The following is a 26,996-nucleotide window of genomic DNA, read 5'->3' as shown; positions in this document are numbered from 1 at the left end:
AGGTCCTCCTGTTGTTCGGTTTTTTCCGGCGTGATCTGCCGGAGGGCACCGCTTTGCCCGGATTTTCAGCGTCCTGCCCCTCGGGGCGGGCGCACCATCTTTTAGGAACTGCCATGAACGCACCGCTTTCCCCTGTTTCCTCTTCCTCGCGCCGCTGGTGGACCGCCATCGGCCTGGCCACCGTGGTCGTCGCTGCCGGGGGCGCGGCGCTGGGCCTGCAGGCATCGCATGCCGAGGCGCCTGCCCAGGCCGCACCGCCTGCCATCCCCGTCTCCGTGGCCGCCGTGGTGCTGCAGGACGTGTCCCTGTGGGATGAATTCTCGGGCCGCCTGGAAGCCGTGCAGCGCGTGGACATCCGCCCGCGCGTGGCCGGTGCCGTGCAGGCCGTGCATTTCCGCGAAGGTGCCCTGGTCAAGCAAGGGGATCTGCTGGTCACCGTGGACCCCGCGCCCTATGTGGCGGAAGTGGACCGCGCCGAAGCCCAGGTGGTGGCCGCCCAGGCCCGCCTGTCCTACACCCGCAGCGAGATGGAGCGTGCCGCCCGCCTGCTGCAGGAAAGCGCCATCGCCCAGCGTGAGCACGACGAACGTGTGAACGCCCAGCGCGAAGCGGATGCCAATCTGCGTGCCGCCCAGGCTGCGCTGCAGACCGCCCGGCTGAACCTCTCCTACACCCAGGTGCGCGCCCCCGTGGCCGGCCGTGTGGGCCGCATCGAAGTGACCGTGGGCAACCTGGTCAGTGCCGGTGCCAGCGCACCGGTGCTGACCACCCTGGTCTCGGTCAGCCCGATCTACGCCAGCTTCGACACCGACGAACAGGTCGTGGCACGCGCCATCGACGGGCTGGACGGTGGCAAGGGCACCCAGGGCGGGCGTGCACGCATCGAGCACATTCCGGTGCAGATGGGGACCGGCACGGCCGGCAGCACCCCCTTCAACGGCCATCTGCAACTCATCGACAACCAGGTCGATGCGCGCAGCGGCACGGTGCGTGTGCGCGCCGTGTTCGACAACGCCGACGGCAGCCTGATGCCGGGCCAGTTCGCGCGCATCCGCATGGGCCAGGCGCAGAGCACTTCGGCCGTGCTGATCAACGAGCGCGCCGTGGGCACGGACCAGAACAAGAAGTTCGTCATGGTCGTGGGCGAAGGCGACAAGGCCGAGTACCGCGAAGTGCAGCTGGGCGCACCGGTGGACGGTCTGCGTGTCGTGACCTCGGGCCTGAAGGCCGGGGAACGCATCGTCGTCAACGGCCTGCAGCGCGTGCGCCCCGGCGCAGTGATTGCGCCCCAGGAAGTGCCCATGGCCGCCAAGGCCGAACTGCAGGGTGAGCGCGCGCCGGCTGCCAAGGCCACCGCCAAGCAGCCCATCGCCTGAATGCGTCCGGCAAGAAAGACCCGCACATGAATCTCTCCCGCTTTTTCATCGACCGCCCCATCTTTGCCGGGGTGCTGTCGGTGCTCATCTTCCTGGCCGGCCTGATCGCCCTGCGCGTGCTGCCGATCTCGGAATACCCGGAAGTCGCTCCCCCCTCGGTGGTGGTGCGCGCCCAGTATCCCGGTGCCAACCCCAAGGTGATCGCCGAAACCGTGGCCACGCCACTGGAAGAATCCATCAACGGTGTGGAAGGCATGCTCTACATGGGCAGCCAGGCCACCACCGATGGTGTGATGACGCTGACCGTGACCTTTGCCCTGGGCACCGACCCGGACAAGGCCCAGCAACTGGTGCAGAACCGCGTGTCCCAGGCCGAACCGCGCCTGCCCGAGGAAGTGCGTCGCCTGGGCATCACCACGGTGAAGAGTGCGCCCGACCTGACCATGGTCGTGCACATGGTCTCGCCCAATGGCCGCTATGACATCGACTATCTGCGCAACTACGCGGTGCTCAACGTCAAGGACCGCCTGGCACGCATTCCCGGCGTGGGCCAGGTGCAGATCTTCGGCGGCGGCGACTATTCCATGCGCGCCTGGCTGGACCCGCAGAAGGTTGCGCAGCGCGGCCTCTCGGCCGCCGACGTGGTGAGCGCCATCCGGGGCCAGAACGTGCAGGCCGCGGCCGGTGTGGTGGGCGCTTCGCCCGGCCTACCGGGCGTGGACATGCAGCTGTCCATCAATGCCCAGGGGCGCCTGCAGACCGAAGAGGAATTCGGCGACATCATCGTCAAGACCGGCGCGGACGGTGCCGTGACGCGCCTGCGCGACGTGGCCCGCCTGGAGCTGGGTGCGGCCGACTATTCGCTGCGCTCCCTGCTCAACAACGACCCCGCCGTGGGCATGGGCGTGTTCCAGGCCCCGGGCTCCAACGCCCTGGACATCTCGGCCAATGTGCGCGCCACCATGGCCGAGCTGCAAAAGCACATGCCCGAAGGCGTGGAATTCCGCATCGCCTACGACCCCACGCAGTTCGTGCGTGCCTCCATCAAGTCCGTGATCCACACCCTGCTGGAAGCCGTGGCCCTGGTGGTGGTGGTGGTGATCCTGTTCCTGCAGACCTGGCGCGCCTCCATCATCCCGCTGCTGGCTGTACCGGTGTCGGTGGTGGGTACGTTCGCCGTGCTGCACCTGCTGGGCTTTTCGATCAACGCGCTGTCGCTCTTCGGCCTGGTGCTGGCCATCGGCATCGTGGTGGATGACGCCATCGTGGTGGTGGAAAACGTGGAGCGCAACATCGAAGCCGGCCTGTCGCCGCGCGAAGCCACCTACCGTGCCATGCAGGAGGTGAGTGGCCCCATCATCGCCATTGCCCTGGTGCTGGTGGCCGTGTTCGTGCCCCTGGCCTTCATCAGCGGCCTCACGGGCCAGTTCTACCGCCAGTTCGCGGTGACCATCGCCATCTCGACGGTGATCTCGGCCATCAACTCGCTGACCCTGTCGCCGGCGCTCAGCGCGCTGCTGCTCAAGGGCCACCACGAGCCCAAGGATGCGCTGACACGCGGCATGGAACGCGTGCTGGGCGGTTTCTTCCGCCGCTTCAATGCCCTGTTCCACCGCGGTTCCGATGCCTACAGCGGCGGCGTGCAGCGTGTCATCGGCCGCAAGGCGCTGATGCTGGTGATTTATGCCGTGCTGGTGGGCGCGACCTGGGGGCTGTTCAAGCTGGTGCCCGGCGGCTTCGTGCCGGCCCAGGACAAGCAGTATCTGGTGGGCTTTGCCCAGCTGCCCGATGGCGCCACCCTGGACCGCACGGAAGACGTGATCCGCCGCATGGGCGAGATCGTCAAGCAGAACCCGAATGTGGAAGACGCCATTGCCTTCCCGGGCCTGTCCATCAACGGTTTCACCAACAGCTCGAACTCGGGCATCGTGTTTGTCACGCTCAAGCCCTTTGCCGAGCGCACCCGCGCCGACCAGAGCGGTGGTGCTGTGGCGGGCCAGCTCAACCAGGCCTTCGGCAGCATCCAGGAAGCCTTCATCGCCATGTTCCCGCCGCCACCGGTGGCCGGCCTGGGCACGACCGGGGGCTTCAAGCTGCAGATCGAGGACCGTGCCTCGCTGGGCTATGACGCCATGGACCAGGCGGTGAAGGCCTTCATGGCCAAGGCCTACCAGACGCCGGAGCTGGCCGGGCTGTTCACCAGCTGGCAGGTCAATGTGCCGCAGCTCTATGCCGCCATCGACCGTACCAAGGCGCGTCAGCTGGGGGTGCCGGTGACCGATATCTTCGAGACCCTCCAGATCTACCTGGGCAGCCTGTACGCCAATGACTTCAACCAGTTCGGCCGCACCTACAGCGTGCGCGTGCAGGCGGATGCCTCCTACCGGGCGCGTGCCGAAGACGTGGGCCTGCTGAAGGTGCGTTCCACCACGGGCGAGATGGTGCCGCTGTCGGCCCTGATGAAGCTGGAGCCCAGCTTCGGGCCCGAGCGCGCCATGCGCTACAACGGCTTTCTGGCGGCCGATGTGAACGGCGGGCCCGCACCCGGCTTCTCCTCGGGCCAGGCCCAGGCCGCCATCGAGCGCATCGCTGCCGAAACCCTGCCACCCGGCATCGGCTTCGAGTGGACCGAGCTGACCTACCAGGAAATCCTGGCCGGCAATTCCGCCGTGCTGGTCTTCCCCCTGGCCATTCTGCTGGTGTTCCTGGTGCTGGCGGCCCAGTACGAAAGCCTGACCCTGCCCATCGCCATCATCCTCATCGTGCCCATGGGCCTGCTGGCCGCCATGACCGGGGTGTGGCTCAGCGGGGGGGACAATAACGTGTTCACGCAGATCGGGCTCATTGTGCTGGTGGGGCTGTCGGCAAAGAACGCCATCCTGATCGTGGAGTTTGCCCGCGAGCTGGAGTTTGTTGGCCGCACTCCGGTGCAGGCCGCGATCGAAGCCAGCCGCCTGCGCCTGCGCCCCATTCTGATGACCTCGCTGGCGTTTGTGATGGGTGTGCTGCCCCTGGTGCTGTCCACCGGGGCCGGTGCCGAGATGCGCAGCGCCATGGGCGTGGCGGTGTTCGCCGGGATGATCGGTGTGACGGCCTTCGGCCTGTTCCTGACCCCCGTGTTCTATGTGGTCCTGCGCCGCCTGGCGGGCAACCGTCCGCTGCAGCAGCACGGCCACCACACGGCACCACTGGGCGAGCGCGAGCTGCACAGCGGCCCGGGCGCAGCCGCCCACCCCGTGCTGGCCGCACCGCGCGGCTCCAACGAATGAAACCGAGGAATCCGGTGATGACGACTGTTCTTTCTTTTCCCGCGGCGCGCTGGCTGCCGCTGGCGGCGGCCCTGTTCCTGGCCGGCTGCATGAGCCACCCGCTGGCCCCCGTGACCGCCGACGCGGCTTTGCCTGTGCCAGCGCATTTCTCCAACAGCGTTGAAGGCCAAGGCCAGACCTGGACCACGGCAGCGCCGGCCGAAGCCCAGCCGCGTGGGGCCTGGTGGCTGGGTTTTGCCGACCCGGTGCTCACCGGTCTGGTGGAGCGTGCCGCAGATGGCAACACCAGCATCCAGGAGGCAGCGGCCCGGCTGGCTGAGGCGCGTTCCCTGCTGCGCACGGCCGACGCCCAGCGTGCGCCCCAACTGGGGGTGTCCACCGGGGCGGTACGCCAGGCCGGGATCACCACCACCGGCAGTGCCATGCCGGCCACCGTGGTCACAGCCGGTCTGAATCTGTCGTACGAGCTGGACCTGTTCGGCCGGCTGTCCAAGGCCAGCGACGCCGCACGGCTGGACGCCCAGGCACGCGCTGCCTTGCTGCAGAGCACGCGCCTGCTGGTGCAGGCCGAAGTGGCCCAGACCTATCTGCAGCTGCGGGCCGTCCAGGCCGAGCATGGCCTGGTCACGGCCAGCCTGGCGGCCTACCGCGACACCCTGCACCTGACGCAGCGGCGTTTCCAGGCCGGCGACGTGGCCGAGCTGGACGTGGCGCGGGTGCAGACCGAGGTGGCAGCGACCGAGGCCGAAGCCCTGTCCCTGGCCCAGCAGCAGGCCCAGCTTCAGCATGCGCTGGCGGTGCTGGTGGGCGAGGTGGCCAGCGGCTTTGCCGTGCCAGCGGCTGCAGCCGAAGCGGCCCTGCCTGTGGTACCCCCTGGCGTGCCGGCCACGGTGCTGGCGCGCCGCCCGGATGTGGCGGCGGCCCAGGCCTCCGTCATGGCGGCCCAGGCGCGCGTGGGCGTGGCTGAGGCGGCCTGGTTCCCTGCCATCACGCTGACCGGCAACGGCGGTCATGCCTCGCCCGAGCTGGGCGACCTGTTCAAGTGGTCGGCCCGCTCCTGGGGCATCGGTGCGCTGCTGTCGCTGCCGTTGTTCGACGGTGGCCAGCGCGCGGCCCAGGAAGAGGGCGCCCGCGCCCGGCTGGAAGCGGCCATGGCCGCCCACCGGGGCCAGGTGCTGACGGCCTTCCGTGAGGTGGAGGACCAGCTCAGCGCGCTGCGGCTGCTGGAAGGCCAAGCCGAAGCCCAGGGCCGTGCCGTGCAGTCGGCACGGCGTGCGACCCAGCTGTCGGATTCGCGCTACCGCAATGGCCTGGTGAGCCAGCTGGAGCTGCTGGATGCGCGCCGCAGCGAACTGCGCAGCCAGCGCCAGGCCCTGCAGGTGCGCACGGCCCAGTACACGGCCACCGTCGGCCTGATCCGCGCCCTGGGCGGCGGGTGGGACGTGGCGTCGCAGGCGGCAGCCCAGGCACAGAACCTGGCCGTGGTGGCACGCTGAACTGTGATGGGGCAGGGCGGGACATGCTCCCGCCCATGGCAGCTCCCGTCTGTGGATGGATGATGGCGTCGAAATGGCCTGCTGCTCAAACCCAAGGCCGTCTAAGATACTTGGCCAATCAACACCGGCCCTCGTGCACGCCAGAGTTCAGAGATGCGAATCCTTGTCGTCGAAGATGATCCCGGAATTGCCCAAGGGCTGCAGGCGAGCCTTGCGCAGCGCGGCTATGCGGTGGACGTCTGCGGCAGCGTGGCCCACGCATGGACGGCGTTATGCACAGAGCCGTTTTCCGCTGTGTTGCTGGATCTGGGGTTGCCTGATCAGGATGGCGCTCAACTGCTGCAGCGTCTACGGGCCAGTCCTGAAAGTCCTTGGGGGTCGCAGAGCTTGCCTGACCCCGCAACCCCTGTGCTCATTCTGACCGCACGCGACCAAGTCCATCAGCGCATCGCGGGATTGAATCTGGGCGCGGACGATTACCTGCCGAAACCATTCGATGTGGATGAGCTTGAGGCGCGTTTGCGCGCCTTGCTACGTCGGGCTGCTGGCCGGGCCAGCCCAACCATTGTCCATGGTGATCTGGCGGTTGACCCCGCGACACGCACAGCGTACCTGGGTGGAAAGCTGGTGGACATGTCTCCGCGCGAGTTCTCGATCCTGCTGGTTCTGCTGCAGTCTCGCGGACGCGTGCTGTCCCGCCAGCAGTTGGAAGAACGTCTCTACAACTGGCAAAGCTCCCTGGAGAGCAATGCCATCGAGGTCCATATCCACCGGTTACGCCGCAAGCTGGGCAACGAGTGCATCCAAACCATGCGCGGCGTTGGTTATTTCATGCCATGGGACGCTGGCCGATAGCGGGCTGGCGTTCAGGGACTCTCGGGTGGCACGTCGTGTTCCACCATAGGCTTGTGCTCCGCACGGTCGATATTGGTGAGCGGACTTAGCCTGTAGCCGACTGAAGTACCGTCATCGGCGGTCGTCTTGAAAAAGCCGGCCCCATGGATCGTGGCGATCTTCCGAACCACCTGGTGCCCGAGCCCCAGACCCTGGATTCCGTTGGCCGCGCTGATGGGAGATTCTGCCGGTGTGGTGTCCCGAACCTCGATTGCTACCGGCAATGCCTCGACGATGATCTCGACCGCAGTTCCGGGGGGCGTGTGTGCCAGAGAGTTTTCGACCAGGTTTCTAATGGCGATTTCCAGCAGCGTGCTGTATCCGCGCACCTCCACCAGGTCTGGTGCCGACACGGAGAGCTCATGGTGGCTTTTGTACGCTTTCTCGCCATAGTCTGCAGCGATGTGTCTGACCAGGTCTGCCAGGTTGAAGAGCGAGGCATCTTCTGCAAGCTGGGTGCGGCTCGCACGGGCAAGTGCCAGCAGATGGTCGATCACGGCTGCGCTTCGCTTCGCATCCAGATCGAGGCGCCTGATGATGCCGGGTGCAGTTTCTGCACCAGCAGACTTGAGAAGGTCCACATGCAGTCGCAAGGAGGCGACAGGGGTTCTCAGTTCGTGGGCAAATTCATTGGCAAGGTCACGTTCGCGCTGCAAGGCAGACGTGTAGCGGTTGGACAGGGTCTCGATGGCCTGCACCATGGACTGAAACTCCTCGTGGGGTGGGGCACGCAAATTCAGCGCTTGCCCCACCTCAAGCGAGCGGACCTGGTGGCTGAGCACGTTGAGCGGACGCAGACCACGTCGCACTGCCAGCACCAGAACGAGTGAAACCACGGGCAGCAACCACAGGCCTGGTGCCGCAACTTGTCCAGCAATGTCCTGTGCAAGCGCATCTCGCTCGGCAATGGGAAGCAGCACCGCAACACGGCGTGCATGCGCTTCGTCATTCCACCGGATGAAAAGTCGCCAAGGGCGAGCAGGAGTCCCTAGATCCAGAGTCTAGAATCCCTCGGCCAGGTCAAAGTCGGGGACCGGGGACTGGCCCGTGTGGGCAATCACCTTGCCGGTACCGTCCCATATCACCACGCTCATGGAGTGCTGGTAATCGTGCGCACGGAGGCTGGTGCTGCTCAGTGATGCCGCATCGGGTTGGCTGCTGAAAGCTTCCACCCGCTGCGCGAGAAGCAACGACGCCACGCTGGCCAGGTGACCGTCCGTGAGCTCATCGGCTTCATGTTTTCCTGTGTGGTAGCCGAAATATATGAATGCAGACCACACCACCACCAGTCCACCCAGAGTCCAGGCCAGCAGCTCTTTCTGCAGAGACGGTCTGAAAGTCATATTCCCTGCCTTTCGCTCTGTTCGCGCAGCGTCTTCATGTGGCCAAAGACCGGGGCCTCAGTGTTTCGAAATAGGCAAGGCATAGGCTGATCCAGCATGCGGCCGCAATACACGATGCAACGACATCGGACGGGTAATGGGCGCCCAAGTAGACCCGGCTGAGTGCAACCAGTACCACGATCATGACGACTGCGCAGGCCATGGCCATGCGCGTGGACCGGCGCAACGAGCTTCGAAGGATCATACATAGGGCCCAACCCACAATCACTGCCGCTGACATCGTGTGCCCACTCGGAAAGCTGTAGCCATGGGCCGGCACCAACTGGTCGACCGCAGGACGTGCACGATGGAAAGCCGCCTTGAGGACAAGGTCCAGCGGCATGGCTCCCAACAGCAGCACTGCCGACTCAGCAACCAGGCGCCACTGCCGGCGCCGCAGCGGCAGTGCAAGGCCTGCTGCCGTGACCGCGGCCAGGACCGGAATTTGGAACTGATACATCGCCAGCATCAACCAGCGCAGAGTTTCGCTGCCAAGACTGCGCAGCAGTTTGAGCGAGGCCAGCTCGTGCGCCTCGACGCCTGGATTGCCTGCGATGGCAGCCAGACACAGCAGGGCAGCTCCGAGCAGCCATGACGCGATCAGGTAGTGCCTGGTCGGATAAGACGGCGCGTGCAGGTCCGACGGGGTGTCAAGGCTGCGGTCCGGCGGAGGAAGGGAGAGCTGCATTTCGGTTCCTTTCGAAACCGCGATCGTGTGAGTCGCAGATTAATGTCGGCTTAAGGTCTTCCGGCGACTCTCGGTCCATGCGTTTTGCTGGCGAGCAATCCATGGGCTGACCCAGAAATCTGCGGGAATACCTCTTTCTGCCTCCCTTGATCTCTTCAGGCGTCTCCGGACTGTGGCATGTGGTTTTCCACACACTCAGTGCTATTCAACGGGCGCTGAAAGCGCCTGCATTTCGCGTCGAGTGCCGTGTCGCCGGCGCAGGGTCGCCACGGTGTGGGGGGAAACCGTGCTGCTGTCAGATGCGTGCTCTCGCTTGCCTCGTTGGAGCCTTCGGTGGTGTGCTGACTGCATCCCGGTTGCAATCCCGTAAACGCGTCGGTCATTCACGCTTGTGGATGCGCTTTGGAATAGGCTTTTATTTCGTCGAGGGGAGGTGAATGTATGCGGGGTCGTGGCGGCTCAACTTGAGAGACTTTCGTGCGACATGCATGGCGAAGTACAGGCTCGCCATGAGATGCAACCGATAGCGCAAGTCATGGTGCGCATGCACTGTCGACGCCATGGCTGTGCAGGGCCACGCAAGAAAGAAGACCCTGGTCAACGGCGTCAAGCCGACGGTCACTGCGTGTCTGGCATGTCGGCCAAGCAGCATGCCCCACGGCGCATACGCCTATGCTGCCGCAATAGCAGCCAACCGGGGACTGCCCCAGGGAGCCGAACTTTGATCTCCAGAGCACACGGCCTGCAAAGGAGCGAATTTCGTGGTTTGCATCACACGCGCGCTTCCATCTGACGCGCACAGCGCTGGAAGAGCGCATTTGCAGTCCATCCGAACAGCCAGCAGATCCAGCCCGTCCACAGCGTATGGCTCATGAAATGGGCCCCACGAAGCTGTTGGGCACCACCTAGAACGAGGCCTAAAGCGATGGATGCAAGCAGCCACCACCGTGCAAGTTGGGGCTTGTCATCCCGCAATGCAAAGTAACCGGCGATGAAGGCGAAGCCTGTAGACGCCTGGCCTGCGGGAAAGCAATGGCCCCCTCCGCCGTCCGAACGAACCCACCCGGTCCAATGAGAGATGTAGCTGGCCACGCCCCCAAACTGTTCAAGATCCCAGGGGCAACTGGTGTGGTTGCCCGCCTTGAGCAACGCGATCAGACCGCTTGCGCAAAGCGTTACTGCTGTCAGCTGGACCCGGCGGGCAAATGGCAGGTCCTTCAGCGGTCCCCATGGCCAGACAGTGGAGACTGCCAAGGCGAGTACAAACATCCACGCCAATTGCTTCACTCCATCGTGCAGGACAGTGGTCAAAAACCAACTGTCTCTCAAGGGGAAACCTGCCTTGCCACCTACAAGCTGGGCGAAAGGCATGTCGAGGCCTGATACATCCCACAGGACGATCAAAGAAAAAACAGCCAAGGCAATCAGGCTTCGGCGATCTCGGTATTGGGTCATGCCAAGATCGTCGAGTTCTGAACTTAACGTCGTCTTAAGGGCTGGTCCCTGTGTGGGCTAAGGCAGTCCAGTTCGCGGAAATTCGGGTTTGCGTGGAGCCGGCATGCTCCAAAACGGAGGCGGTCGCTGCAACCGTCTGACTTGCCGTCCGGCATCTGCCGCCAACGTATGCAACGACCGGACGCTTTCGGGGCAATTGATCACGCGGTCGGACTGGAGGGGCTCAGTCAACAAGGGCAGAACAGGAGCGGAAGCAAGCATGCGGCCCTTCAGCCTGGCGGACGCGGCTCGGGTTGGGACGGCTGCCGCTGCGACGCGCTCCACGGTATCTCATCCCGTGGGGTCCTGCCCGGATGTTTTCGGAATGGGCATCGCCAAAAGCCACAGGGCCGTTGCGCTTTCCACGAACTTGCTGTGAGAGCCGTTCCTTGCATGGCGTTCCACGGTAACCCTGCTTTTCAAGCGACCTTGGGACTTGAAAGCTTCCGATTTCGCCTTATTATTAGCACTCGTAGGGGTTGAGTGCTAACAAGCCCGGTCCCTCGCCTGTTTAGCCACGCTGGCTTTGCGCAGCGTGGAACGGATAAATCCACTTTGTTGATTTCTAGGAGAAGTGAATGAACCTGCGTCCTCTGCACGACCGCGTGATCGTCAAGCGCCTTGAGAACGAAACCAAGACGGCTTCGGGCATTTATATCCCTGACAACGCCGCCGAAAAGCCTGACCAAGGCGAAGTGCTGGCAGTGGGTCCTGGCAAGCGCAACGACAAGGGCGAACAGATCGCTCTGAACGTGAAGGTCGGCGACCGCGTGCTGTTCGGCAAGTACTCTGGCCAGACTGTCAAGATCGACGGCAACGAGCTGCTGGTGATGAAGGAAGACGACCTGTTCGCAGTCGTCGAGAAGTAAATCACCCGGTGATTTGCCGGTGCCAGAGGCCCGCGGCCCCAGGCACCCGTTCCCCAGCATCCAAACTTTCAAATTCATAGCTGTCTCAGCCCACTGGATGCGCTGAAACAGCCAAATTGAACCCATTTGTAGGAGCCAAACATGGCAGCAAAAGACGTAGTTTTCGGTGGTGAAGCACGTGCACGCATGGTCGAAGGCGTGAACATTCTGGCCAATGCCGTTAAAGTGACCCTGGGCCCCAAGGGCCGCAACGTGGTGCTGGAGCGCTCCTTCGGCGCCCCCACCGTGACCAAGGACGGCGTGTCCGTGGCCAAGGAAGTGGAACTGAAGGACAAGCTGCAGAACATGGGCGCCCAGCTCGTGAAGGAAGTGGCTTCCAAGACCAACGACATCGCCGGTGACGGCACCACCACCGCCACCGTGCTGGCCCAGGCCATCGTGCGCGAAGGCTCCAAGTACGTGGCTGCCGGTCTGAACCCCATGGACCTGAAGCGCGGTATCGACAAGGCTGTCGCCGCCCTGGTGGAAGAGCTGAAGAAGCAATCCAAGGCCACCACCACTTCCAAGGAAATCGCCCAAGTCGGCACCATTTCCGCCAACTCCGACTCCGACGTGGGCGAAATCATTGCCCAAGCCATGGACAAGGTCGGCAAGGAAGGCGTGATCACCGTGGAAGAGGGCAAGTCCCTGGCCAACGAACTGGATGTCGTGGAAGGCATGCAATTCGACCGCGGCTACCTGTCGCCCTACTTCATCAACAACCCCGAAAAGCAAGCCGCGATTCTGGACAACCCCTTCGTGCTGCTGTTCGACAAGAAGATCAGCAACATCCGTGACCTGCTGCCCACCCTGGAGCAAGTTGCCAAGGCTGGCCGTCCCCTGCTGATCATTGCCGAAGACGTCGAAGGCGAAGCCCTGGCGACTCTGGTGGTGAACACCATCCGCGGCATCCTGAAGGTCGTGGCTGTGAAGGCTCCTGGCTTCGGCGACCGTCGCAAGGCCATGCTGGAAGACATCGCCATCCTGACGGGCGGCAAGGTGATCGCCGAGGAAGTCGGCCTGACCCTGGACAAGGTGACCCTGGAAGACCTGGGCCAAGCCCAACGCGTCGAAATCGGCAAGGAAAACACCACCATCATCGACGGTGCTGGCCAAGCTGCTGAAATCGAAGCCCGCGTCAAGCAAATCCGCCTGCAGATCGAAGAAGCGACCAGCGACTACGACCGTGAAAAGCTGCAAGAACGCGTGGCCAAGCTGGCCGGCGGCGTGGCAGTGATCAAGGTCGGCGCTGCGACCGAAGTCGAAATGAAGGAAAAGAAGGCCCGCGTGGAAGACGCCCTGCACGCTACCCGCGCTGCTGTGGAAGAAGGCATCGTGGCCGGCGGCGGCGTGGCCCTGCTGCGCGCCAAGCAAGCCGTGGGCGCTCTGTCCACTGGCAATGCCGAGCAAGACGCCGGTATCAAGCTGGTGCTGAAGGCCGTGGAAGCCCCTCTGCGCGAAATCGTGTCCAACGCCGGTGGCGAACCCTCGGTGGTGGTGGACTCGGTGCTGAAGGGCCAAGGCAACTTCGGTTTCAACGCTGCCAACGACACCTACGGCGACATGCTGGAAATGGGTATCCTGGATCCCACCAAGGTGACCCGTACCGCTCTGCAAAACGCTGCTTCCGTGGCTTCGCTGCTGCTGACCACCGAGTGCATGATCGCTGACGCCCCCAAGGCCGAAGGCGCTGGTGCTCCCGACATGGGTGGCATGGGTGGCATGGGCGGCATGGGCGGCATGGGCATGTAATTGCCTGTTGGCCGCTGTGACAAGGGTGGAGCCCAGGCTCTGCCCGGTCCCAGACCGACACAACCCGCACGCCGCAAGGCCTGCGGGTTTTTTTCATGTCCGCACGCGACCATCGCCTCTGCCGTGGGTGTACCACCCGGTCCGCGATGCCTCGGCCTGCCGGCTGCCCTACACTTGGGCGCAGACCTTTCCCGTTTTCTGACTTTCTGCCCGCATGACCTCCGCTGCCACGCTTGTCCCTTTCGCCTCTGCCACGGCCGACCAGGCCACCGTGCACATTGATCTGGGAGAGCGCAGCTACCCGATCCGCATTGCCGCCGGTCTGCTGGGCGATGCCGCCACCTATGCCGCTCTGCCCAAGGCGGCCAGTGCGCTGATCGTGACCAATACCACCGTGGCGCCGCTGTACCTGCAGCAGGTGCGTGCAGCGCTGGCGGGCCGCTACCCGCAGGTGCATGTGGTGGAGCTGCCGGATGGCGAGGCCTACAAGGACTGGCAGACGCTGAACCTGATTTTTGACGCCCTGCTGCAGCATGGCTGCGACCGCAAGACCGTGCTGTTTGCCCTGGGGGGCGGCGTGATTGGTGACATGACGGGGTTTGCCGCTGCCAGCTATATGCGTGGCGTGCCCTTTGTGCAACTGCCCACCACGCTGCTGTCGCAGGTGGATTCCAGCGTGGGCGGCAAAACCGCCATCAACCACCCGCTGGGCAAGAACATGGTCGGTGCCTTCTACCAGCCGCAGCTGGTGGTGTGCGATCTGGCATCGCTCGACAGCCTGCCTCCGCGCGAGCTGTCGGCCGGGCTGGCCGAGGTCATCAAGTACGGCCCGATTGCCGATATGGCGTTCTTCGAGTGGCTGGAGTTGCACATCGACCGTCTGCGTGCCGGTGACCGCACGGCCATGGCGCAGGCGGTCAAGCGCAGCGTGGAGATCAAGGCCTGGGTGGTCAGCCAGGACGAGAAGGAAACTGGTCTGCGCGCAGTGCTGAACTTTGGCCACACCTTTGGTCACGCCATCGAAGCCGGCATGGGCTACGGCAACTGGCTGCACGGCGAAGGCGTGGGTGCCGGTATGGTGATGGCGGCCCATCTGTCGCAGGAACTGGGCATGGTGGACGCTGCCTTTGTGGCACGGCTGACCCGCCTGATCGAACGTGCCGGCCTGCCCACGCGCGGCGCCGTGTTGGACGCGCAGGACAACGCCGGCGCCTACCTGGAACATATGCGGGTGGACAAAAAGGCCGAAGCGGGCGAGATCCGCTTCGTGCTGATCGACGGCCCGGGAAAGGCCACCATGCGCGGCGCACCGGATGCGCTGGTGCGCCAGGTCATCGACTGGTGCTGCGCACCCGCCTGACACGCCGACGGGGGAGGGGGCTGTGCGGCGGCTAGGCTGTGCCGTGAATGGCGGTGGTGTCTCTGAAGTGTCTTTGAACAGAGGAGTGGTGGATGGCGATGCAGGCACTGGCCCCTTGGGCATGCGACCCGGCACAGACCCGGGGCAGGCGTTTTGCGGAGGTGGCGGCGCCCACGCGCAGCGACCACCAGCGGGACCGTGACCGCATCGTCCACTCCAGCGCCTTTCGCCGCCTCGTCTACAAGACCCAGGTGTTTCTGAACCACGAAGGGGATCTGTTCCGCACGCGGCTCACCCATTCGCTGGAGGTGGCGCAGCTGGGCCGCTCCATCGCCCGGCCGCTGGGCCTCAATGAAGACCTGGTGGAGGCCATCTGCCTGGCCCATGACCTGGGCCACACACCGTTCGGCCATGCCGGGCAGGACATGCTCAACGCCTGCATGCGGCCCTGGGGGGGCTTTGAGCACAATCTGCAGAGCCTGCGCGTGGTGGACCAGCTGGAAGAGCGCTATCCCGAGTTCGACGGCCTGAACCTGACCTTCGAGGCCCGCGAAGGCATCCTCAAGCACTGCTCCCAGGCTAATGCCCAGAAGCTGGAGGCACAGGAGCCCGGTGGCGTGGCCGCGCGCTTTCTGCAGGGCGGCCAGCCTTCGCTGGAGGCCCAGCTGTGCAATCTGGCCGATGCCATTGCCTACAACGCACACGATGTGGACGACGGTCTGCGCTCCGGCTACCTCACCTGGGAGCAGCTGCTGACGGTCCCTCTGGTGGCGCGCTACCACGCCCAGGCACTGGCCCAGCACCCGCAGCTGGCCCAGGCCGAGTACCAGCGCCGCCTGCTGTACGAAACCATCCGCCGCATGCTCAGCGACCAGGTGTACGACGTGATTGCCACCACCCGGCAGCGTATTGCGGCCGCAGGGGTGGACAGTGTGGCCGCGGTGCGCGCCCATCCGGACAAGCTGGTGGCCTTCAGTGCGGACATGGCCAGGGAAAGCCAGGCGCTGAAACAGTTTCTGTTCCGCAATCTCTACCGTCATGCGGAAGTCACACAGACCATGGACCATGCGCAGACGGTGGTCCAGGACCTGTTCTCCCTCTATCTGGCCCGCCCGCAGGAAATGAAGCCGCGCCACGCTGCCAAGGCCCAGGCGGCCGCCAGCGAGGCCGGGCGTGCCCGTGCCGTGGCGGATTTCGTGGCCGGCATGACCGACCGCTATGCCGCCCATGAGCATGAACGGCTGACCGGAAAACGCCTGCTGGTCTGAAACGCTGCAAAGCGTTACGCTTGCAGCCGGAGGAGTCACAGATACGCCGCTGCCACCAGAAGCCGGCAGCCGATACCGGGTGCCGCATGCCGGCGTGGTCGGGCTTTGCGCCAGCGCAAAGTCCGCACCGTGCACGCAAGAGCGGCAGCCCGATAGAATTCGCGCCACAGAATCGATGAGAGAGAGGGGGCGTTGCGCCCCCATTTGCTTTTTGGGGCCCACATGACCGATACCACCATCCAGACCGACGCAGACCAACCATCCTTTCCCGAAGACATGGTGATCGCCGACACCGTGCGCTGGCTGGAGCGGGCCGTGATCGGCCTGAACCTGTGCCCCTTTGCCAAGGGCGTGCATGTGAAGGGCCAGATCCACTACGTCGTCAGCCAGGCCACGGATGCCGAAGGTGTGGCCAATGACCTGCACCGCGAGCTGGAAGCCCTGGCCGAGACCAACCCCGAAAAGCGCGACACCACGCTGCTGATGCTGCCCGAGGCACTGCAGGATTTTCTGGACTTCAACGATTTTCTGGAAATCGCCGATGCCATGGTGGAAGAGCTGGATCTGGGCGGCATTCTGCAAGTGGCCTCCTTCCATCCACGCTTTCAGTTCGAAGGCACGGATGTGGACGACGTGACCAACTGCACCAACCGCTCGCCTTATCCCACGCTGCACCTGATCCGCGAAGAAAGCATCGACAAGGCGGTGGAAGCCTTCCCCGAGGCCGAGATGATTTTCGAACGCAACATGGAAGTGCTGGAAGACATTGGCCTGGAAGGCTGGCTGGATCTGGACGTGGGCGCGCGCTGCCCGGTGACTGGCCATGCTGAACCCCAGAAGGCAGGCAACTGATGGCCAAGCACGACAAGAAAGGCCAGGGCGCTGCGAACGCCGGCCAAGCTGCCAAGCCGGCGGCCCAGGACATTGCGGCCCAGCTGGAGCTGAAACCCGGCCAGAGCATCGCCTTGCTCAAGGCCCTGCACATCCTCACGCGCGACGGCAAGCTCAACCAGGATTCGCGCCGCAAGCTCAAGCAGGTCTACCACCTGTACCAGTTCATCGAGCCCATCCTCAAGGAGCTGGGGGCCGACGGCCACGCCGTGACGCTGGCCGATCATGGCGCGGGCAAGTCCTATCTCGGCTTCATCCTGTACGACCTGTACTTCAAGGCCCAGGGGCTGGGCCGCATCTACGGCATCGAAACCCGCGCACCGTTGGTCGAGGCGTCGCAGAAGCTGGCCGCCGATCTGGGTTTCGAGCGCATGGAGTTTCTGAACATGTCGGTGGCCGAATCCACCCAGGCCGATTTCATGCCTGAGCGCTTTGACGTGGTTACGGCCCTGCATGCCTGCGACACCGCCACCGACGATGCGATTGCCTTCGGCCTGGAGAAAAAGGCCAAGGCCATGGTGCTGGTGCCCTGCTGCCAGGCCGAAGTCGCGGCCTGCCTGCGCCAGACCAAGGCATTGAGCCTGGCGCGCACGCCGCTGGCCGAACTGTGGCGCCACCCCATCCACACGCGCGAGATCGGCAGCCAGGTCACCAATGTGCTGCGCTGCCTGTACCTGGAAGCCAGCGGCTACCAGGTGACGGTGACTGAGCTGGTGGGCTGGGAGCACAGCATGAAGAACGAGCTGATCGTGGCCCGCTACACCGGCCACAAGAAACGCGCGGCGGCCGATCGCCTGCAACAGCTGCTGGCCGAGTTCGGACTGGAAGCATTGGCGCAGAGCCGTTTCAAGCTGCCGCAACACGCGGTAGCGCCGGCCGCACTGGGTGAGCCAGCGGCTGCCGTTGCTGCTGAAAACGCCGCCTGAGGTGGTGTTGCCAAGGGCGCGAATGGTCTGCGCCTGAACGCCGGTGGTCTCCAGCGCGGTTCAGCCCTGCTTCGCGTTGTTTTCAGCAGCGGGGCATGCCTGCTGCGGCGGCGAGCCCGCTCACGGCATGGGCATGTGCGGTATGGGCAGACGGGGGGCGGGCAGAGGTGCTGCAGCGCCCAGGTCCGCCAGCGGCAGGCAGGCCTCGATCACGGTATGGCCCGGGCGGGAGCGGACATGCAGCGCGCCGCCCATGCGCTCCATGCGTGCCCGCATGCTGGACATGCCGATGCCCAGGCCGGCGCGCAGGGCGATCGGCGCGTCAAAGCCGATGCCGTCATCCTCGATGCGCAGCACCAGCTGCCTGGCATCCGGATACAGCAGGTTGACCCGCACCATGCGGGCCTGGCTGTGTTTGACGATATTCGTCAGCGCTTCCTCGGCCACCCGGGCCAGCAGCATGCACTGCAGGGCGCTGGGCGGGGTTTCCCAGTGCGCTGGGGTCAGCCATTCAGAGGACATCTCCAGGTCGTCGAACAGGGTGACAAATCGATAGCGCAGCGGAATGGTCCATTCCTCGGGGGTGGTCGGCGCGTTGGCGCCGATGCTGCCATCGCTGTCCACCACCTGGCGCAGGTCATCGCGCAGCAGCTTGAGCATGGACAGATAGCGTTCCTTGGAGGGGGGCGCATCGCTTTGCTCTACCAGCATGATGGAGCGCACGATCTGTCCACCCAGGCCATCGTGCAGATCTTGTGCCAGCTGCAGGCGTTCCTGCAGGTGGGCATTGGCCAGGGCCAGGGCATGTTCCTGGGAAAGTGTGGTGTTCAGCTCGTCGCAGGCGCGGGCCACGGTTTCGCTAAGCTCCTGGTTGAAGCGCTCGATGCGCTGGGCATCCTGCAGAATGCGCCGGCGCATCAGTACGGCCGACAGCAGCATGAACAGCAGGGCGGTGTAGGCACTGTAGAAGTTGCGGCTGGGCCAGATTTCCGCCACCACCAGCAGATCGCGCACGCCCATGGACACCATCAGCAGCAGATAGACGGCGACCAGCTGGTGCTGCAGCGCACAGGTGCGCCAGGCATGCCGGATCACCAGCGCGGTATTGCCCAGGAAGATCAGGGTATAGAAGTCGGCCGCCCGCTGCATGGGGAACCACCCCGGGGTGGCCATAACGACCGCACCGGCCACCAGGGTCAATCCGCCCAGGCGTTGCAGCTGGCGGCGTGACAAAGGGCTTTCAATCAGCTGCCAGCAGAACACCGCGAAGCTGGCGATGTAGCCGATATAGGCCAGGTGGTTGACGCGGGCCATGGCCAGGCTGTCTGGAAAGGGCCAGGTCTCGGTCAGCAGCACATTGCTGCCGAACAGCACCCAGCACAGCGACACCAGTGCATACCAGCCCAGCAGAGACTGCTTGCGCCGGGGCAGCCATACCACCAGCGCCATGATGCCCAGGGTGGCGGACAGGGTGAGGTTCAGCTGGAACAGGGTGCGCGTGTTCCAGTCATGGTGGCGCTGGCTGGCGAGCATGGCTTCGGGGGTACCTACCTCCACCACGCCCAGACCGGGGCGCAGCTCCGGCACGCCGACCACGCGCAGCCAGATGGTGTTCGGTCCCTGGGGCTGTAAGGAGGATTGCGGCAGCACCCAGGAACGGGCGGTGCTCCAGGAGCGGGACAGCGGCTCCTGCAGATGGTGGTCGCGCCAGATCAGGTCCTGGTTGCTGTAGACCTCCCCGGCCATGTTGATGGAGTCCACGGTCATGGCCACGGGGCTTGTCAGCGGGCAGTCCGTGCTCCAGGTGATGCGGTACCAGACCGGGCCGTGGTGTCCGGGCCAGCGGCGCGACCAATTGTCCGGCAGCGTCACGGCTTCCCAGCCCTGGGTCGGTGCCTGGGTGGCTGCTGCATCCGCACGGGCAGCCATGGTACTGTCGATGCGGGCGCTGCATGCCTGGGCTGCAGTGCTGGCATGGGCTGCAGGCATCCAGCACAGCCAGGCCAGCAGCAGACTGCACAGCCACCAGAGGCTGCGTGCCAGGCGGTGCCCGCCGAACCCCGTCATCGCGTCAGCAGTCCCCGGGCACGGGCTTCGCTGACGGCACGCATGCGCGAGCTGACGGCCAGTTTGCGGTAGATGTTGCGCACATGGGCTTCCACGGTGTGGCGCGAGATGAACATGCGCTCGGCAATCTCGCGGTGGGTCAGGCCGCTGGCCACCTGGTTGAGGACGTCGATCTCGCGTGCGCTCAGCACGGCATCGGAGTCGGTGGCGGCCGGCGGCTCGGTGGGCGCCTGCTGTTGCTGGAACTCGGTGATGACGCGGCGCGCGATGAAAGGGTCGATAGGCGCACCGCCGCGCAGCACGCTGCGGATGGAGAGGGTGACTTCCAGGTCGTCACGTTCCTTGAGCACATAGCCGGTGGCCCCGGCGCGCAGGGCGTTCAGGATGGCCTCCTTGGTGCTCCAGGCGGAGATCACCAGAATGCCCATGACGGGGTCGCTGCTGCGCAGCTCGCCAATCAGTTCCGTGCCATTGCCGTCCGGCAGGCCCAGATCGACCAGGGCCAGGGCAAAGCTTTGCTGCGCGGCCAGCTGGCGGGCCGGGCCCAGGGCCGAGGCGAAGTGCAGCATGTCGGCCTGGTAGCCCAGGCTGGCCAGGATCTGCCGCAGCCGTTGCTGGATCAAGGCATCGTCTTCCACCACCAGCACAGGGGTTGGCAAAGGGGCGGGCGTGGTCGGAGGAATGGCGGACATGGTGTTCAAGGAGTGCGCGCGGTGCGTGTTGCGCGCACTATCGCTGCTGGAGCCGGTGTTGCCAATCCCGAAACATAGGTAATTGCAGGCCGACGCCGGGCGCTCAATACTGGTAGCGCAGCGTGGCCTGCCAGCTGCGCGGCGGTCCATAGGCGGTGAACATGGGCGCTTCGATGCTGCGGTAATAGCGCTTGTCCAGCAGATTGTGCACGTTCAGCTGTAGCTGCCAGTGTGGCGTGATCTGGCGTGCCGCCATCAGCCCCACCAGGGTGTAGGAGGGCTGGCGGATGCGGTACTGGTAGCCGCTCAGGGTGTCCAGCCCGGTATTTCCGGTGCTGCTTTGGCGGTAGAGGCTGCCGCCCACACGCCAGGCGCTGTCCGGCAGGCGGTAGACCGTGCTCAGCTGCCACTGCAGGCGAGGCAGTTGCGGCTCGTAGCGCTGGCCTTGTTTCTGCGGGTCCTGGGTATGGCGGCTGCTGACCAGGGTGGTGCTGGCCGACAGCTGCCAGCCCGGGGTGATCTGTCCTTGCAGCTGCAGGGTCACGCCGCGGCTGCGCACCTGCTCGATGCTTCGGTAGCACGCCACGCCGGGGTAGCTGGGGCAGGTGAATTGCTGGTATTCCTGCTCCAGCGCATGGCGCTGGGTGGCCTGGAACAGGTGGATGCCGGCCTGCAGGCGCTGGTCCAGGTAGCGGCCTTGCAGGCCGGCGCCATAGGTGCGCCCCGTGGTCGATGGCAGCACCTGGCCCGCCATGTCGCGTTCGGTGCGGGGCTGGAAGATGTCCGAGGTCTGCAGGTAGGCGCTGTGCCGCGCATCCAGCTCCCACACCAGACCGGCGTAGCGGCTGAAGTGCTGCAGGCGGTCCTGGTCGGTGCGCTGCATGGGCATGCGGAAATTGTCGGCCACCAGTCCGGCATGGCGGTAGCGGTCCCAGCGTCCGCCCAGGGTCAGCTGCAGCCGCTCGTGCAGTTGCAGCTGCGTGGCCAGCCAGACACCCGTCTGGGTGGGGTCCAGCGTCTGGCGGTAGCGGTAGGCGTAGGCCGACAGCAGGCCCAGGTTCGGCGCCGCGACGGGGGCCATGGGCGCGTAGACATTCAGGCCGGTGATCCAGTTGGGGGCCGTCCAGCCCTGGCCGGAGGTGTCGCCCCGGCGGTGGCTCAGGCCCAGCGCCAGTTGGTGGGTGCGCCCGGCAAAGCGCCAGGGGCCGCGCAGCGACACGGCGTAGCTGTTCTCCTCCTGGCTGGAGTTGTACTGACCCAGGCTCTGGCGCATGGCCGTGGGGGAGCCCCCGTTCAGGTAGGTGCCCAGGTATTCCAGCTGGGAGTGCAGCCGCAGCAGGTCGGCGCGCAGGCGCCAGCCGCTGTCCCATTCATGTTCCAGCTGGGCAAAGGCGGTGTCGGTCTGCTGCCGCCAGTATTCCCAGTCGTAGCCCAGGTAGGTGGAGCGCGGCAGGTGCAGGTCGCCGCCGTCGGGGGCGGTGGGGATCTCGCTGAGCGAGTCGCGGTGGATGTTGCGCTGCTGGCTGGCCCCCAGGCGCAGCGTGGTCTGGGCGGCAATGTCGGCCTCGACCACGCCGTAGTAGCTGCGTTTGCGGCTGGCCATGCGGTCCATATAGCTGTGGTGGTTGTTGGCATCCACCACGGCGCGGGCACGCAAGCTGCCGGCGGCATTCAGCGGCCCGGAGGCGTCGACCATGGCTTCGCGCTGGTTCCAGCGGCCGGCACGCAGCTGCAGTTCCACGCGCGGCTGGGCCGTGGGCAGCTTGCGCACCAGGTTCAGCGCGGCAGAGGGGGTGCCCATGCCGCTCATCAGGCCCGAGGCGCCCTGGACCACTTCCACCCGGTCGTACAGGGCCAGGCTCTGGCTCAGGTCGAAATTCTTGTCGGAGCTGACGCTCATGCCGTCCACCATCCAGTGGCTGAGCGCAAAACCCCGGGCGTACAGCTGCCCGCGCGAGGCGCTCAGGCCGGCCGAGAGCACGGCCAGATCCCGCACCGACTGGGCGTCCTGGTCGTTGAGCAGGCTGCGGGTCAGCACCTGCACGGGCTGGGGGGTGGCCTGGCTGCGCAGTGCCAGGCCGGTGGCCGTGGCACTGGGGGCGGTGCTCAGGTACTGGTCGCTGCCTTCGGTGCTGGCAGAGGCTGGGGCGGTGACATCGACCGTACCCAGCGTGGCCGCCGTGGGGGCAGTGCCCTCTGCCGCCTGGGTGGGCAAGGCCGCAGCCAGGCAGGCCAGAGCCAGGGCGGTGCGTGCGCACACGGGCCGGCCCACGGCAGGAAAAGACAAGGCGGAGGGCAAGGCAACGCAGAGCACGGCAAGGCAAGGGACGCAAAGACGCTGGGACAGCAGGAAAGGGAGGATGTTAGGTGACGATTGATGACAATTCGTCACTTTGTGATGCAAAAAGCACGCCTGCTCTTTTCTTTGCGTGGCTGACCTGTCCGTACTTGTCTTGCAGTCCTGTTTTGTATACAGAGGTTGGGAGCGCCCATAAAAAACGCGCCTGCACAGCCCGCTACAGGCTGTGACAGACGCGCAAAGGAGGAGATATGTCGACGTCGCGGCACGTCGACGGCAGCGCAACCCGGGCGCTGCCGCGTCGGCGATCAGACCTGAGCGCCAGACTCCTTGACGACCTTGCCCCACTTGGCGGCTTCGGACTTGATATAGGCATCGAACTGGGCCTGGGTGTCGATCACCACGTCACCGCCCTGGTCTTCGATCTTCTTGACCACGGCGGGGTTCTTCAGCACCTTGACCAGCGCAGCGTGGAGCTTTTGCTGCACATCGGCCGGGGTCTTGACTGGGGCCCACAGGCCGAACCAGGAGGTGGCCTCGTAGCCCGGCACGCCGGCTTCGGCGATGGTCGGCACATCCGGCAGTTCACGCGAGCGCTTGGCCGTGGTCACGGCGATGGGGCGCAGCTTGCCCGAACGCACGTGCTGGATGGCGGAGGGCATGTTGTCGAACATCACCGAGATCTGGTTGCCCAGCAGGTCGGTCATGGCGGGGGCGCTGCCCTTGTAGGGCACGTGCACCATGTCCACCTTGGTCATGGACTTGAACAGTTCGCCCGACAGGTGCACGGAGGAGCCGCTGCCCGAGGAGCCGAAGTTCACCTTGCCCGGATTGGCCTTGGCGTAGGCGATCAGTTCCTTCACGTTCTTGAACGGCTGGGCAGGGTTGGCCACCAGCAGGTTGGGCACGGTGGCCACGCGGCTCAGCGGTGCAAAGTCCTTGATCGGGTCGAAGGGCATCTTGCTGTAGAGCGACTGGTTGATGGCGTGCGTGCCCACCGTGCCCATGAACAGGGTGTAGCCGTCGGCGGGCGAACGGGAGGCCGCCATGCCGCCGATGTTGCCGCCGGCGCCGGGGCGGTTGTCGATGATCACGGGCTGGCCCAGTTCTTCACCCAGGTACTGGCCGACGATGCGGGCCAGGATGTCGGTGGTACCACCGGCCGAGAAGGGGACGATGATGTTGATGGGCTTGCTGGGGAAGGCGCCCTGGGCAGCCGCACCGCCAGCCACGGCCAGGGTGGCCGCGGCGGCCAGCAGCTTCAGACCATGGCGGCGCGAGAAAGAGCGGGTGGATTCAAACATCAAAGTCTCCAGTACACGAGGAAAAGACCCCTGCGCACCCTGCTGGCCAGGGCCAGGCACGCACGCCGGGGGTGGTGGCCGTGCATGCATGGCACGGCCATCCGGGGGAATCGGGAAAGTGAAACGGCTTGCGGGCGCTCAGACCGGGGCCACGCCCAGCGTCGTTCCGCCACACACGTACAGCACCTGACCGGTGACAAAGCCGTTGTCGGGCGACAGGAAGAACAGCGCCGCGCGGGCCACGTCTTCGGGCGTGCCCATGCGGCCCACGGCGATGCTGTTCAGGATGCGCTGCGTCTGCGGCGCGCCATCCGGGTTGCTGTTCTTGAACAGCTCGGTGGCAATGGGGCCGGGGCCGATGGCGTTGACCGTGATGCGGTCGCGGCCCAGCTCCATGGCCAGGGTGCGTGTCATGCCGATCAGGCCGGCCTTGGTGGCCGAATACACAATGCGCTCGCCCTTGCCCAGTGCGGCACGCGACGACATGTTGACGATGCGGCCTTCACCGCAGGCGCGCAGCGTGGGCAAAAAAGCCTGCACCAGCAGCATGGGCGCACGCAGGTGCAGACCCACCACATCATCGAGCTGGGCCGAGGTGGCTGTGTCGATGGTGCCGGGGCGGGTGGCTCCGGCGTTGTTCACCAGTGCGGTCACGTTGTGCGCAGCCGCAATCTTCTCGGCCGCGGCCTGGGTGGACTCTGCGCTGGTCAGGTCGGCCTGGTAGGACACCAGGCGTTCATGGCTCCAGCTGGGCAGCACATAGTCCAGGTTGACCACGGTGCGGCCCTGGGCCAGCAGGGCTTCGGCGATCGAACGGCCAATGCCGTTGCTGGCGCCGGTCACTACGGTGCAGGCGGCGGATTGGGGGGCTTGGCTCATGCAAGGTCTCCTGAGCGGTGATGGGGGCAGGTTCCGGTCCGAGGGAAAAGGTTCAGACCTTTTCCAGAATCACGGCAATGCCCTGGCCCACGCCGATGCACATGGTGCACAGTGCGTAACGGCCGCCCAGCGTGTGCAGCTGGTTCACGGCGGTGGTGGCCAGGCGGGCACCGGATGCACCCAGGGGGTGGCCCAGAGCGATGGCGCCGCCCCACTGGTTGACGCGCTGGTCGTCATCGGCAATACCCAGGTCGCGCAGCACGGCCAGGCCTTGGGCTGCAAAGGCTTCGTTCAGCTCGATCACATCCATGTCGGCCAGTGTCAGGCCGGTCTGGGCCAGCACCTTGCGCACTGCAGGGGCGGGGCCGAAACCCATGATGCGGGGGGCGACACCGGCGGTGGCCATGCCCACCACGCGGGCGCGGGGCACCAGGTTGTATTGCTGGGCGGCTTCTTCGTTGGCCAGCAGCAGGGCGCAGGCGCCGTCGTTCACGCCGCTGGCATTGCCGGCGGACACCGTGCCGTCGGGACGGACCACGCCCTTCAGCTTGGCCAGCGCTTCCAGCGTGGTGGCGCGGGGGTGTTCGTCCTGGCTCACCACGATGGCATCGCCCTTCTTCTGGGGGATGACCACGTTGACGATTTCCTTGGCCAGGTAGCCGGCAGCGATGGCCGCGGCGGCCTTTTGCTGGGAAGCCAGCGCCATGCAGTCCTGGGCTTCGCGTTCGATCTTGAAGTCGTCGGCCACGTTCTCGGCGGTTTCGGGCATGGAGTCCACGCCGTACTGCTGCTTCATCAGCTTGTTGATGAAGCGCCAGCCGATGGTAGTGTCGTACACGGCGTTGCTGCGGCTGAAGGCGCTTTCGGCCTTGGGCATGACGAACGGGGCACGGCTCATGGATTCCACACCGCCGGCAATCATCAAACGGGCTTCGCCGGACTTGATGGCGCGGGCGGCAGAGCCCACGGCGTCCAGGCCGGAGCCGCACAGGCGGTTGATGGTGGAGCCGGGCACATCGATGGGCAGACCGGCCAGCAGGCTGGACATGCGGGCCACGTTGCGGTTGTCTTCACCGGCCTGGTTGGCATTGCCGTACAGCACATCGTCCACGGCCTTCCAGTCCACACCGGGGTTGCGCTCCATCAGCGCCTTGATGGGCAGGGCGCCCAGGTCGTCGGTGCGCACGCTGGACAGTGCACCGCCGTAGCGGCCGAAGGGGGTGCGGATGGCGTCGCAGATGAAGGCTTGGGGGGTGTTGCTCATGGTGTTGTCTCCGATGTGCGGTGGCCGGTGGGCCGGTCGATGTTCAAGAAATGGGGTGTCCTGTGCGCCTCTCCTGTCGCGGGAAGGGCGCAGGGGAGGGGCGTTCAGGCTGCGACGGCTGCAGCCGGTGCGGCGATGGGCAGGCCGACGATGCGCTCCAGTTCGGCGTGGCTGAGACCGTCCACGGTGTCCACCAGGCGCAGACCCGAAGGCGTGCATTCCAGCGTGCACAGGTCGGTGTAGATGCGCTTGACGCAGCCCAGGCCGGTCAGCGGGTAGTTGCAGGCGGACACGACCTTGCATTCGCCGGTCTTGGTCAGCAGGTCCATCATCACCCAGGTCGCCTTGGCGCCGACGGCCAGGTCCATGGCGCCGCCCACGGCGGGAATGGCACCGGGCTCGCCCGTGCTCCAGTTGGCCAGGTCACCTGTGGCCGAGACCTGGAAGGCCCCCAGCACGCAGATGTCCAGGTGGCCGCCGCGCATCATGGCGAAGCTGTCGGCGTGGTGGAAGAAGCTGCCGCCTGCCAGCAGCGTGACGGGCTGCTTGCCTGCGTTGATCAGGTCATAGTCTTCCTGGCCTTCGGCGGGGGCCGGGCCCATGCCGAGGATGCCGTTTTCCGACTGCAGCACCACCTCGCGGTCGGCGGGGATGTAGTTGCCGACCAGCGTGGGCTGGCCGATGCCCAGGTTCACATAGGCACCGTCGAAGATGTCTTGGGCGACGCGGGCGGCGAGTTCGTTCTTGCTGCGCTTTTGGTAGCTGCTCATGAGGTATCTCCTTGATT

21 protein-coding genes are annotated in these 26,996 nt (G+C 65.4%); 10 read left to right on the top strand and 11 right to left on the bottom strand.

The window, feature by feature from the left end; all coding sequences use genetic code 11:
• Positions 1–113: 113 nt before the first annotated feature.
• The 4 genes from KW830_RS09915 to KW830_RS09900 all read left to right on the top strand — a co-directional run bounded on the left by KW830_RS09915 (position 114) and on the right by KW830_RS09900 (position 6,996).
• Entirely contained in the window at positions 114–1,376 is a 1,263-nt protein-coding gene (locus KW830_RS09915) for an efflux RND transporter periplasmic adaptor subunit (protein WP_218333022.1), read from the top strand.
• Between the two features lie 26 nt (positions 1,377–1,402).
• On the top strand, positions 1,403–4,645 hold the full coding sequence (locus tag KW830_RS09910) for an efflux RND transporter permease subunit (RefSeq protein ID WP_218333021.1): 3,243 nt from the start codon (positions 1,403–1,405) through the stop codon (positions 4,643–4,645).
• A 17-nt stretch (positions 4,646–4,662) separates the two neighbouring features.
• Complete coding sequence (locus tag KW830_RS09905; RefSeq protein ID WP_218333020.1) at positions 4,663–6,141, top strand: efflux transporter outer membrane subunit; 1,479 nt, start codon at positions 4,663–4,665, stop codon at positions 6,139–6,141.
• Between the two features lie 153 nt (positions 6,142–6,294).
• Positions 6,295–6,996, top strand: a complete 702-nt coding sequence (locus KW830_RS09900) for a response regulator transcription factor (RefSeq protein WP_218333019.1) — start codon at positions 6,295–6,297, stop codon at positions 6,994–6,996.
• An 11-nt stretch (positions 6,997–7,007) separates the two neighbouring features.
• Here KW830_RS09900 and KW830_RS09895 read toward each other — a convergent pair whose 3' ends face one another.
• From KW830_RS09895 to KW830_RS09880, 4 genes are all read right to left on the bottom strand, one after another.
• Positions 7,008–7,955 (bottom strand): HAMP domain-containing sensor histidine kinase, encoded by a 948-nt coding sequence (locus tag KW830_RS09895; protein WP_218333018.1) that lies wholly within the window; start codon positions 7,953–7,955, stop codon positions 7,008–7,010.
• A gap of 81 nt (positions 7,956–8,036) precedes the next feature.
• Positions 8,037–8,378, bottom strand: a complete 342-nt coding sequence (locus tag KW830_RS09890) for a hypothetical protein (protein ID WP_218333017.1) — start codon at positions 8,376–8,378, stop codon at positions 8,037–8,039.
• Between the two features lie 34 nt (positions 8,379–8,412).
• Entirely contained in the window at positions 8,413–9,105 is a 693-nt protein-coding gene (locus tag KW830_RS09885; protein ID WP_218333016.1) for a phosphatase PAP2 family protein, read from the bottom strand.
• A gap of 771 nt (positions 9,106–9,876) precedes the next feature.
• The gene (locus tag KW830_RS09880) at positions 9,877–10,560 is read right to left on the bottom strand and encodes a phosphatase PAP2 family protein (protein WP_218333015.1); all 684 of its coding nucleotides are present in this window, start codon (positions 10,558–10,560) and stop codon (positions 9,877–9,879) included.
• Positions 10,561–11,177: 617 nt separating this feature from the next.
• Here KW830_RS09880 and groES point away from each other — a divergent pair.
• From groES to KW830_RS09850, 6 genes are all read left to right on the top strand, one after another.
• Positions 11,178–11,468 (top strand): co-chaperone GroES, encoded by a 291-nt coding sequence (gene groES, locus KW830_RS09875; protein ID WP_066540317.1) that lies wholly within the window; start codon positions 11,178–11,180, stop codon positions 11,466–11,468.
• A 141-nt stretch (positions 11,469–11,609) separates the two neighbouring features.
• Positions 11,610–13,259 (top strand): chaperonin GroEL, encoded by a 1,650-nt coding sequence (gene groL / locus KW830_RS09870; RefSeq protein ID WP_066540320.1) that lies wholly within the window; start codon positions 11,610–11,612, stop codon positions 13,257–13,259.
• 214 nt (positions 13,260–13,473) lie between these two features.
• A complete protein-coding gene (gene aroB, locus KW830_RS09865; protein ID WP_218333014.1) occupies positions 13,474–14,619 on the top strand; it encodes a 3-dehydroquinate synthase in 1,146 nt (381 codons plus the stop codon).
• Positions 14,620–14,711: 92 nt separating this feature from the next.
• Positions 14,712–15,887 (top strand): deoxyguanosinetriphosphate triphosphohydrolase, encoded by a 1,176-nt coding sequence (locus KW830_RS09860; protein WP_218333013.1) that lies wholly within the window; start codon positions 14,712–14,714, stop codon positions 15,885–15,887.
• Positions 15,888–16,109: 222 nt separating this feature from the next.
• Entirely contained in the window at positions 16,110–16,739 is a 630-nt protein-coding gene (locus KW830_RS09855; RefSeq protein WP_066540329.1) for a DUF1415 domain-containing protein, read from the top strand.
• Entirely contained in the window at positions 16,739–17,704 is a 966-nt protein-coding gene (locus KW830_RS09850) for an SAM-dependent methyltransferase (protein WP_083520576.1), read from the top strand. Before KW830_RS09855 ends, KW830_RS09850 begins: the two co-directional genes overlap by 1 nt.
• Positions 17,705–17,824: 120 nt before the next feature.
• Here the strand turns inward: KW830_RS09850 and KW830_RS09845 are convergent, their stop codons facing one another.
• The 7 genes from KW830_RS09845 to KW830_RS09815 form a co-directional block, all read right to left on the bottom strand.
• On the bottom strand, positions 17,825–19,771 hold the full coding sequence (locus KW830_RS09845; protein WP_218333012.1) for an ATP-binding protein: 1,947 nt from the start codon (positions 19,769–19,771) through the stop codon (positions 17,825–17,827).
• Positions 19,768–20,463, bottom strand: a complete 696-nt coding sequence (locus KW830_RS09840) for a response regulator transcription factor (protein WP_218333011.1) — start codon at positions 20,461–20,463, stop codon at positions 19,768–19,770. Before KW830_RS09840 ends, KW830_RS09845 begins: the two co-directional genes overlap by 4 nt.
• A gap of 103 nt (positions 20,464–20,566) precedes the next feature.
• A complete protein-coding gene (locus KW830_RS09835) occupies positions 20,567–22,750 on the bottom strand; it encodes a TonB-dependent siderophore receptor (RefSeq protein WP_218333010.1) in 2,184 nt (727 codons plus the stop codon).
• A gap of 320 nt (positions 22,751–23,070) precedes the next feature.
• Complete coding sequence (locus tag KW830_RS09830) at positions 23,071–24,066, bottom strand: tripartite tricarboxylate transporter substrate binding protein (RefSeq protein WP_218333009.1); 996 nt, start codon at positions 24,064–24,066, stop codon at positions 23,071–23,073.
• A gap of 138 nt (positions 24,067–24,204) precedes the next feature.
• On the bottom strand, positions 24,205–24,945 hold the full coding sequence (locus KW830_RS09825) for an SDR family NAD(P)-dependent oxidoreductase (RefSeq protein WP_066540343.1): 741 nt from the start codon (positions 24,943–24,945) through the stop codon (positions 24,205–24,207).
• 52 nt (positions 24,946–24,997) lie between these two features.
• Positions 24,998–26,209 (bottom strand): 3-oxoadipyl-CoA thiolase, encoded by a 1,212-nt coding sequence (gene pcaF / locus KW830_RS09820; RefSeq protein WP_218333008.1) that lies wholly within the window; start codon positions 26,207–26,209, stop codon positions 24,998–25,000.
• A gap of 104 nt (positions 26,210–26,313) precedes the next feature.
• A complete protein-coding gene (locus tag KW830_RS09815; protein ID WP_218333007.1) occupies positions 26,314–26,979 on the bottom strand; it encodes a 3-oxoacid CoA-transferase subunit B in 666 nt (221 codons plus the stop codon).
• Between the last annotated feature and the right edge of the window lie 17 nt (positions 26,980–26,996).

Origin of the sequence: Comamonas sp. CMM03, assembly GCF_019218715.1 — a bacterium.
Lineage (GTDB): Bacteria > Pseudomonadota > Gammaproteobacteria > Burkholderiales > Burkholderiaceae_C > Comamonas > Comamonas terrigena.
Note: the sequence above shows the minus strand (reverse complement) of the source record. Positions and strands in the feature narration are given on the sequence as shown.

Bases quoted from the DNA above. Each gene is read 5' to 3' on its own strand.
- KW830_RS09905 (WP_218333020.1), top strand. From the start codon at position 4,663: ATGACGACTGTTCTTTCTTTTCCCGCGGCGCGCTGGCTGCCGCTGGCG.
- pcaF (WP_218333008.1), bottom strand. From the start codon at position 26,209: ATGAGCAACACCCCCCAAGCCTTCATCTGCGACGCCATCCGCACCCCC.
- KW830_RS09910 (WP_218333021.1), top strand. From the start codon at position 1,403: ATGAATCTCTCCCGCTTTTTCATCGACCGCCCCATCTTTGCCGGGGTG.
- groL (WP_066540320.1), top strand. From the start codon at position 11,610: ATGGCAGCAAAAGACGTAGTTTTCGGTGGTGAAGCACGTGCACGCATG.
- KW830_RS09845 (WP_218333012.1), bottom strand. From the start codon at position 19,771: ATGACGGGGTTCGGCGGGCACCGCCTGGCACGCAGCCTCTGGTGGCTG.
- aroB (WP_218333014.1), top strand. From the start codon at position 13,474: ATGACCTCCGCTGCCACGCTTGTCCCTTTCGCCTCTGCCACGGCCGAC.
- KW830_RS09840 (WP_218333011.1), bottom strand. From the start codon at position 20,463: ATGTCCGCCATTCCTCCGACCACGCCCGCCCCTTTGCCAACCCCTGTG.
- groES (WP_066540317.1), top strand. From the start codon at position 11,178: ATGAACCTGCGTCCTCTGCACGACCGCGTGATCGTCAAGCGCCTTGAG.
- KW830_RS09900 (WP_218333019.1), top strand. From the start codon at position 6,295: ATGCGAATCCTTGTCGTCGAAGATGATCCCGGAATTGCCCAAGGGCTG.
- KW830_RS09825 (WP_066540343.1), bottom strand. From the start codon at position 24,945: ATGAGCCAAGCCCCCCAATCCGCCGCCTGCACCGTAGTGACCGGCGCC.
- KW830_RS09885 (WP_218333016.1), bottom strand. From the start codon at position 9,105: ATGCAGCTCTCCCTTCCTCCGCCGGACCGCAGCCTTGACACCCCGTCG.
- KW830_RS09830 (WP_218333009.1), bottom strand. From the start codon at position 24,066: ATGTTTGAATCCACCCGCTCTTTCTCGCGCCGCCATGGTCTGAAGCTG.
- KW830_RS09890 (WP_218333017.1), bottom strand. From the start codon at position 8,378: ATGACTTTCAGACCGTCTCTGCAGAAAGAGCTGCTGGCCTGGACTCTG.
- KW830_RS09855 (WP_066540329.1), top strand. From the start codon at position 16,110: ATGACCGATACCACCATCCAGACCGACGCAGACCAACCATCCTTTCCC.
- KW830_RS09850 (WP_083520576.1), top strand. From the start codon at position 16,739: ATGGCCAAGCACGACAAGAAAGGCCAGGGCGCTGCGAACGCCGGCCAA.
- KW830_RS09815 (WP_218333007.1), bottom strand. From the start codon at position 26,979: ATGAGCAGCTACCAAAAGCGCAGCAAGAACGAACTCGCCGCCCGCGTC.
- KW830_RS09880 (WP_218333015.1), bottom strand. From the start codon at position 10,560: ATGACCCAATACCGAGATCGCCGAAGCCTGATTGCCTTGGCTGTTTTT.
- KW830_RS09915 (WP_218333022.1), top strand. From the start codon at position 114: ATGAACGCACCGCTTTCCCCTGTTTCCTCTTCCTCGCGCCGCTGGTGG.
- KW830_RS09860 (WP_218333013.1), top strand. From the start codon at position 14,712: ATGGCGATGCAGGCACTGGCCCCTTGGGCATGCGACCCGGCACAGACC.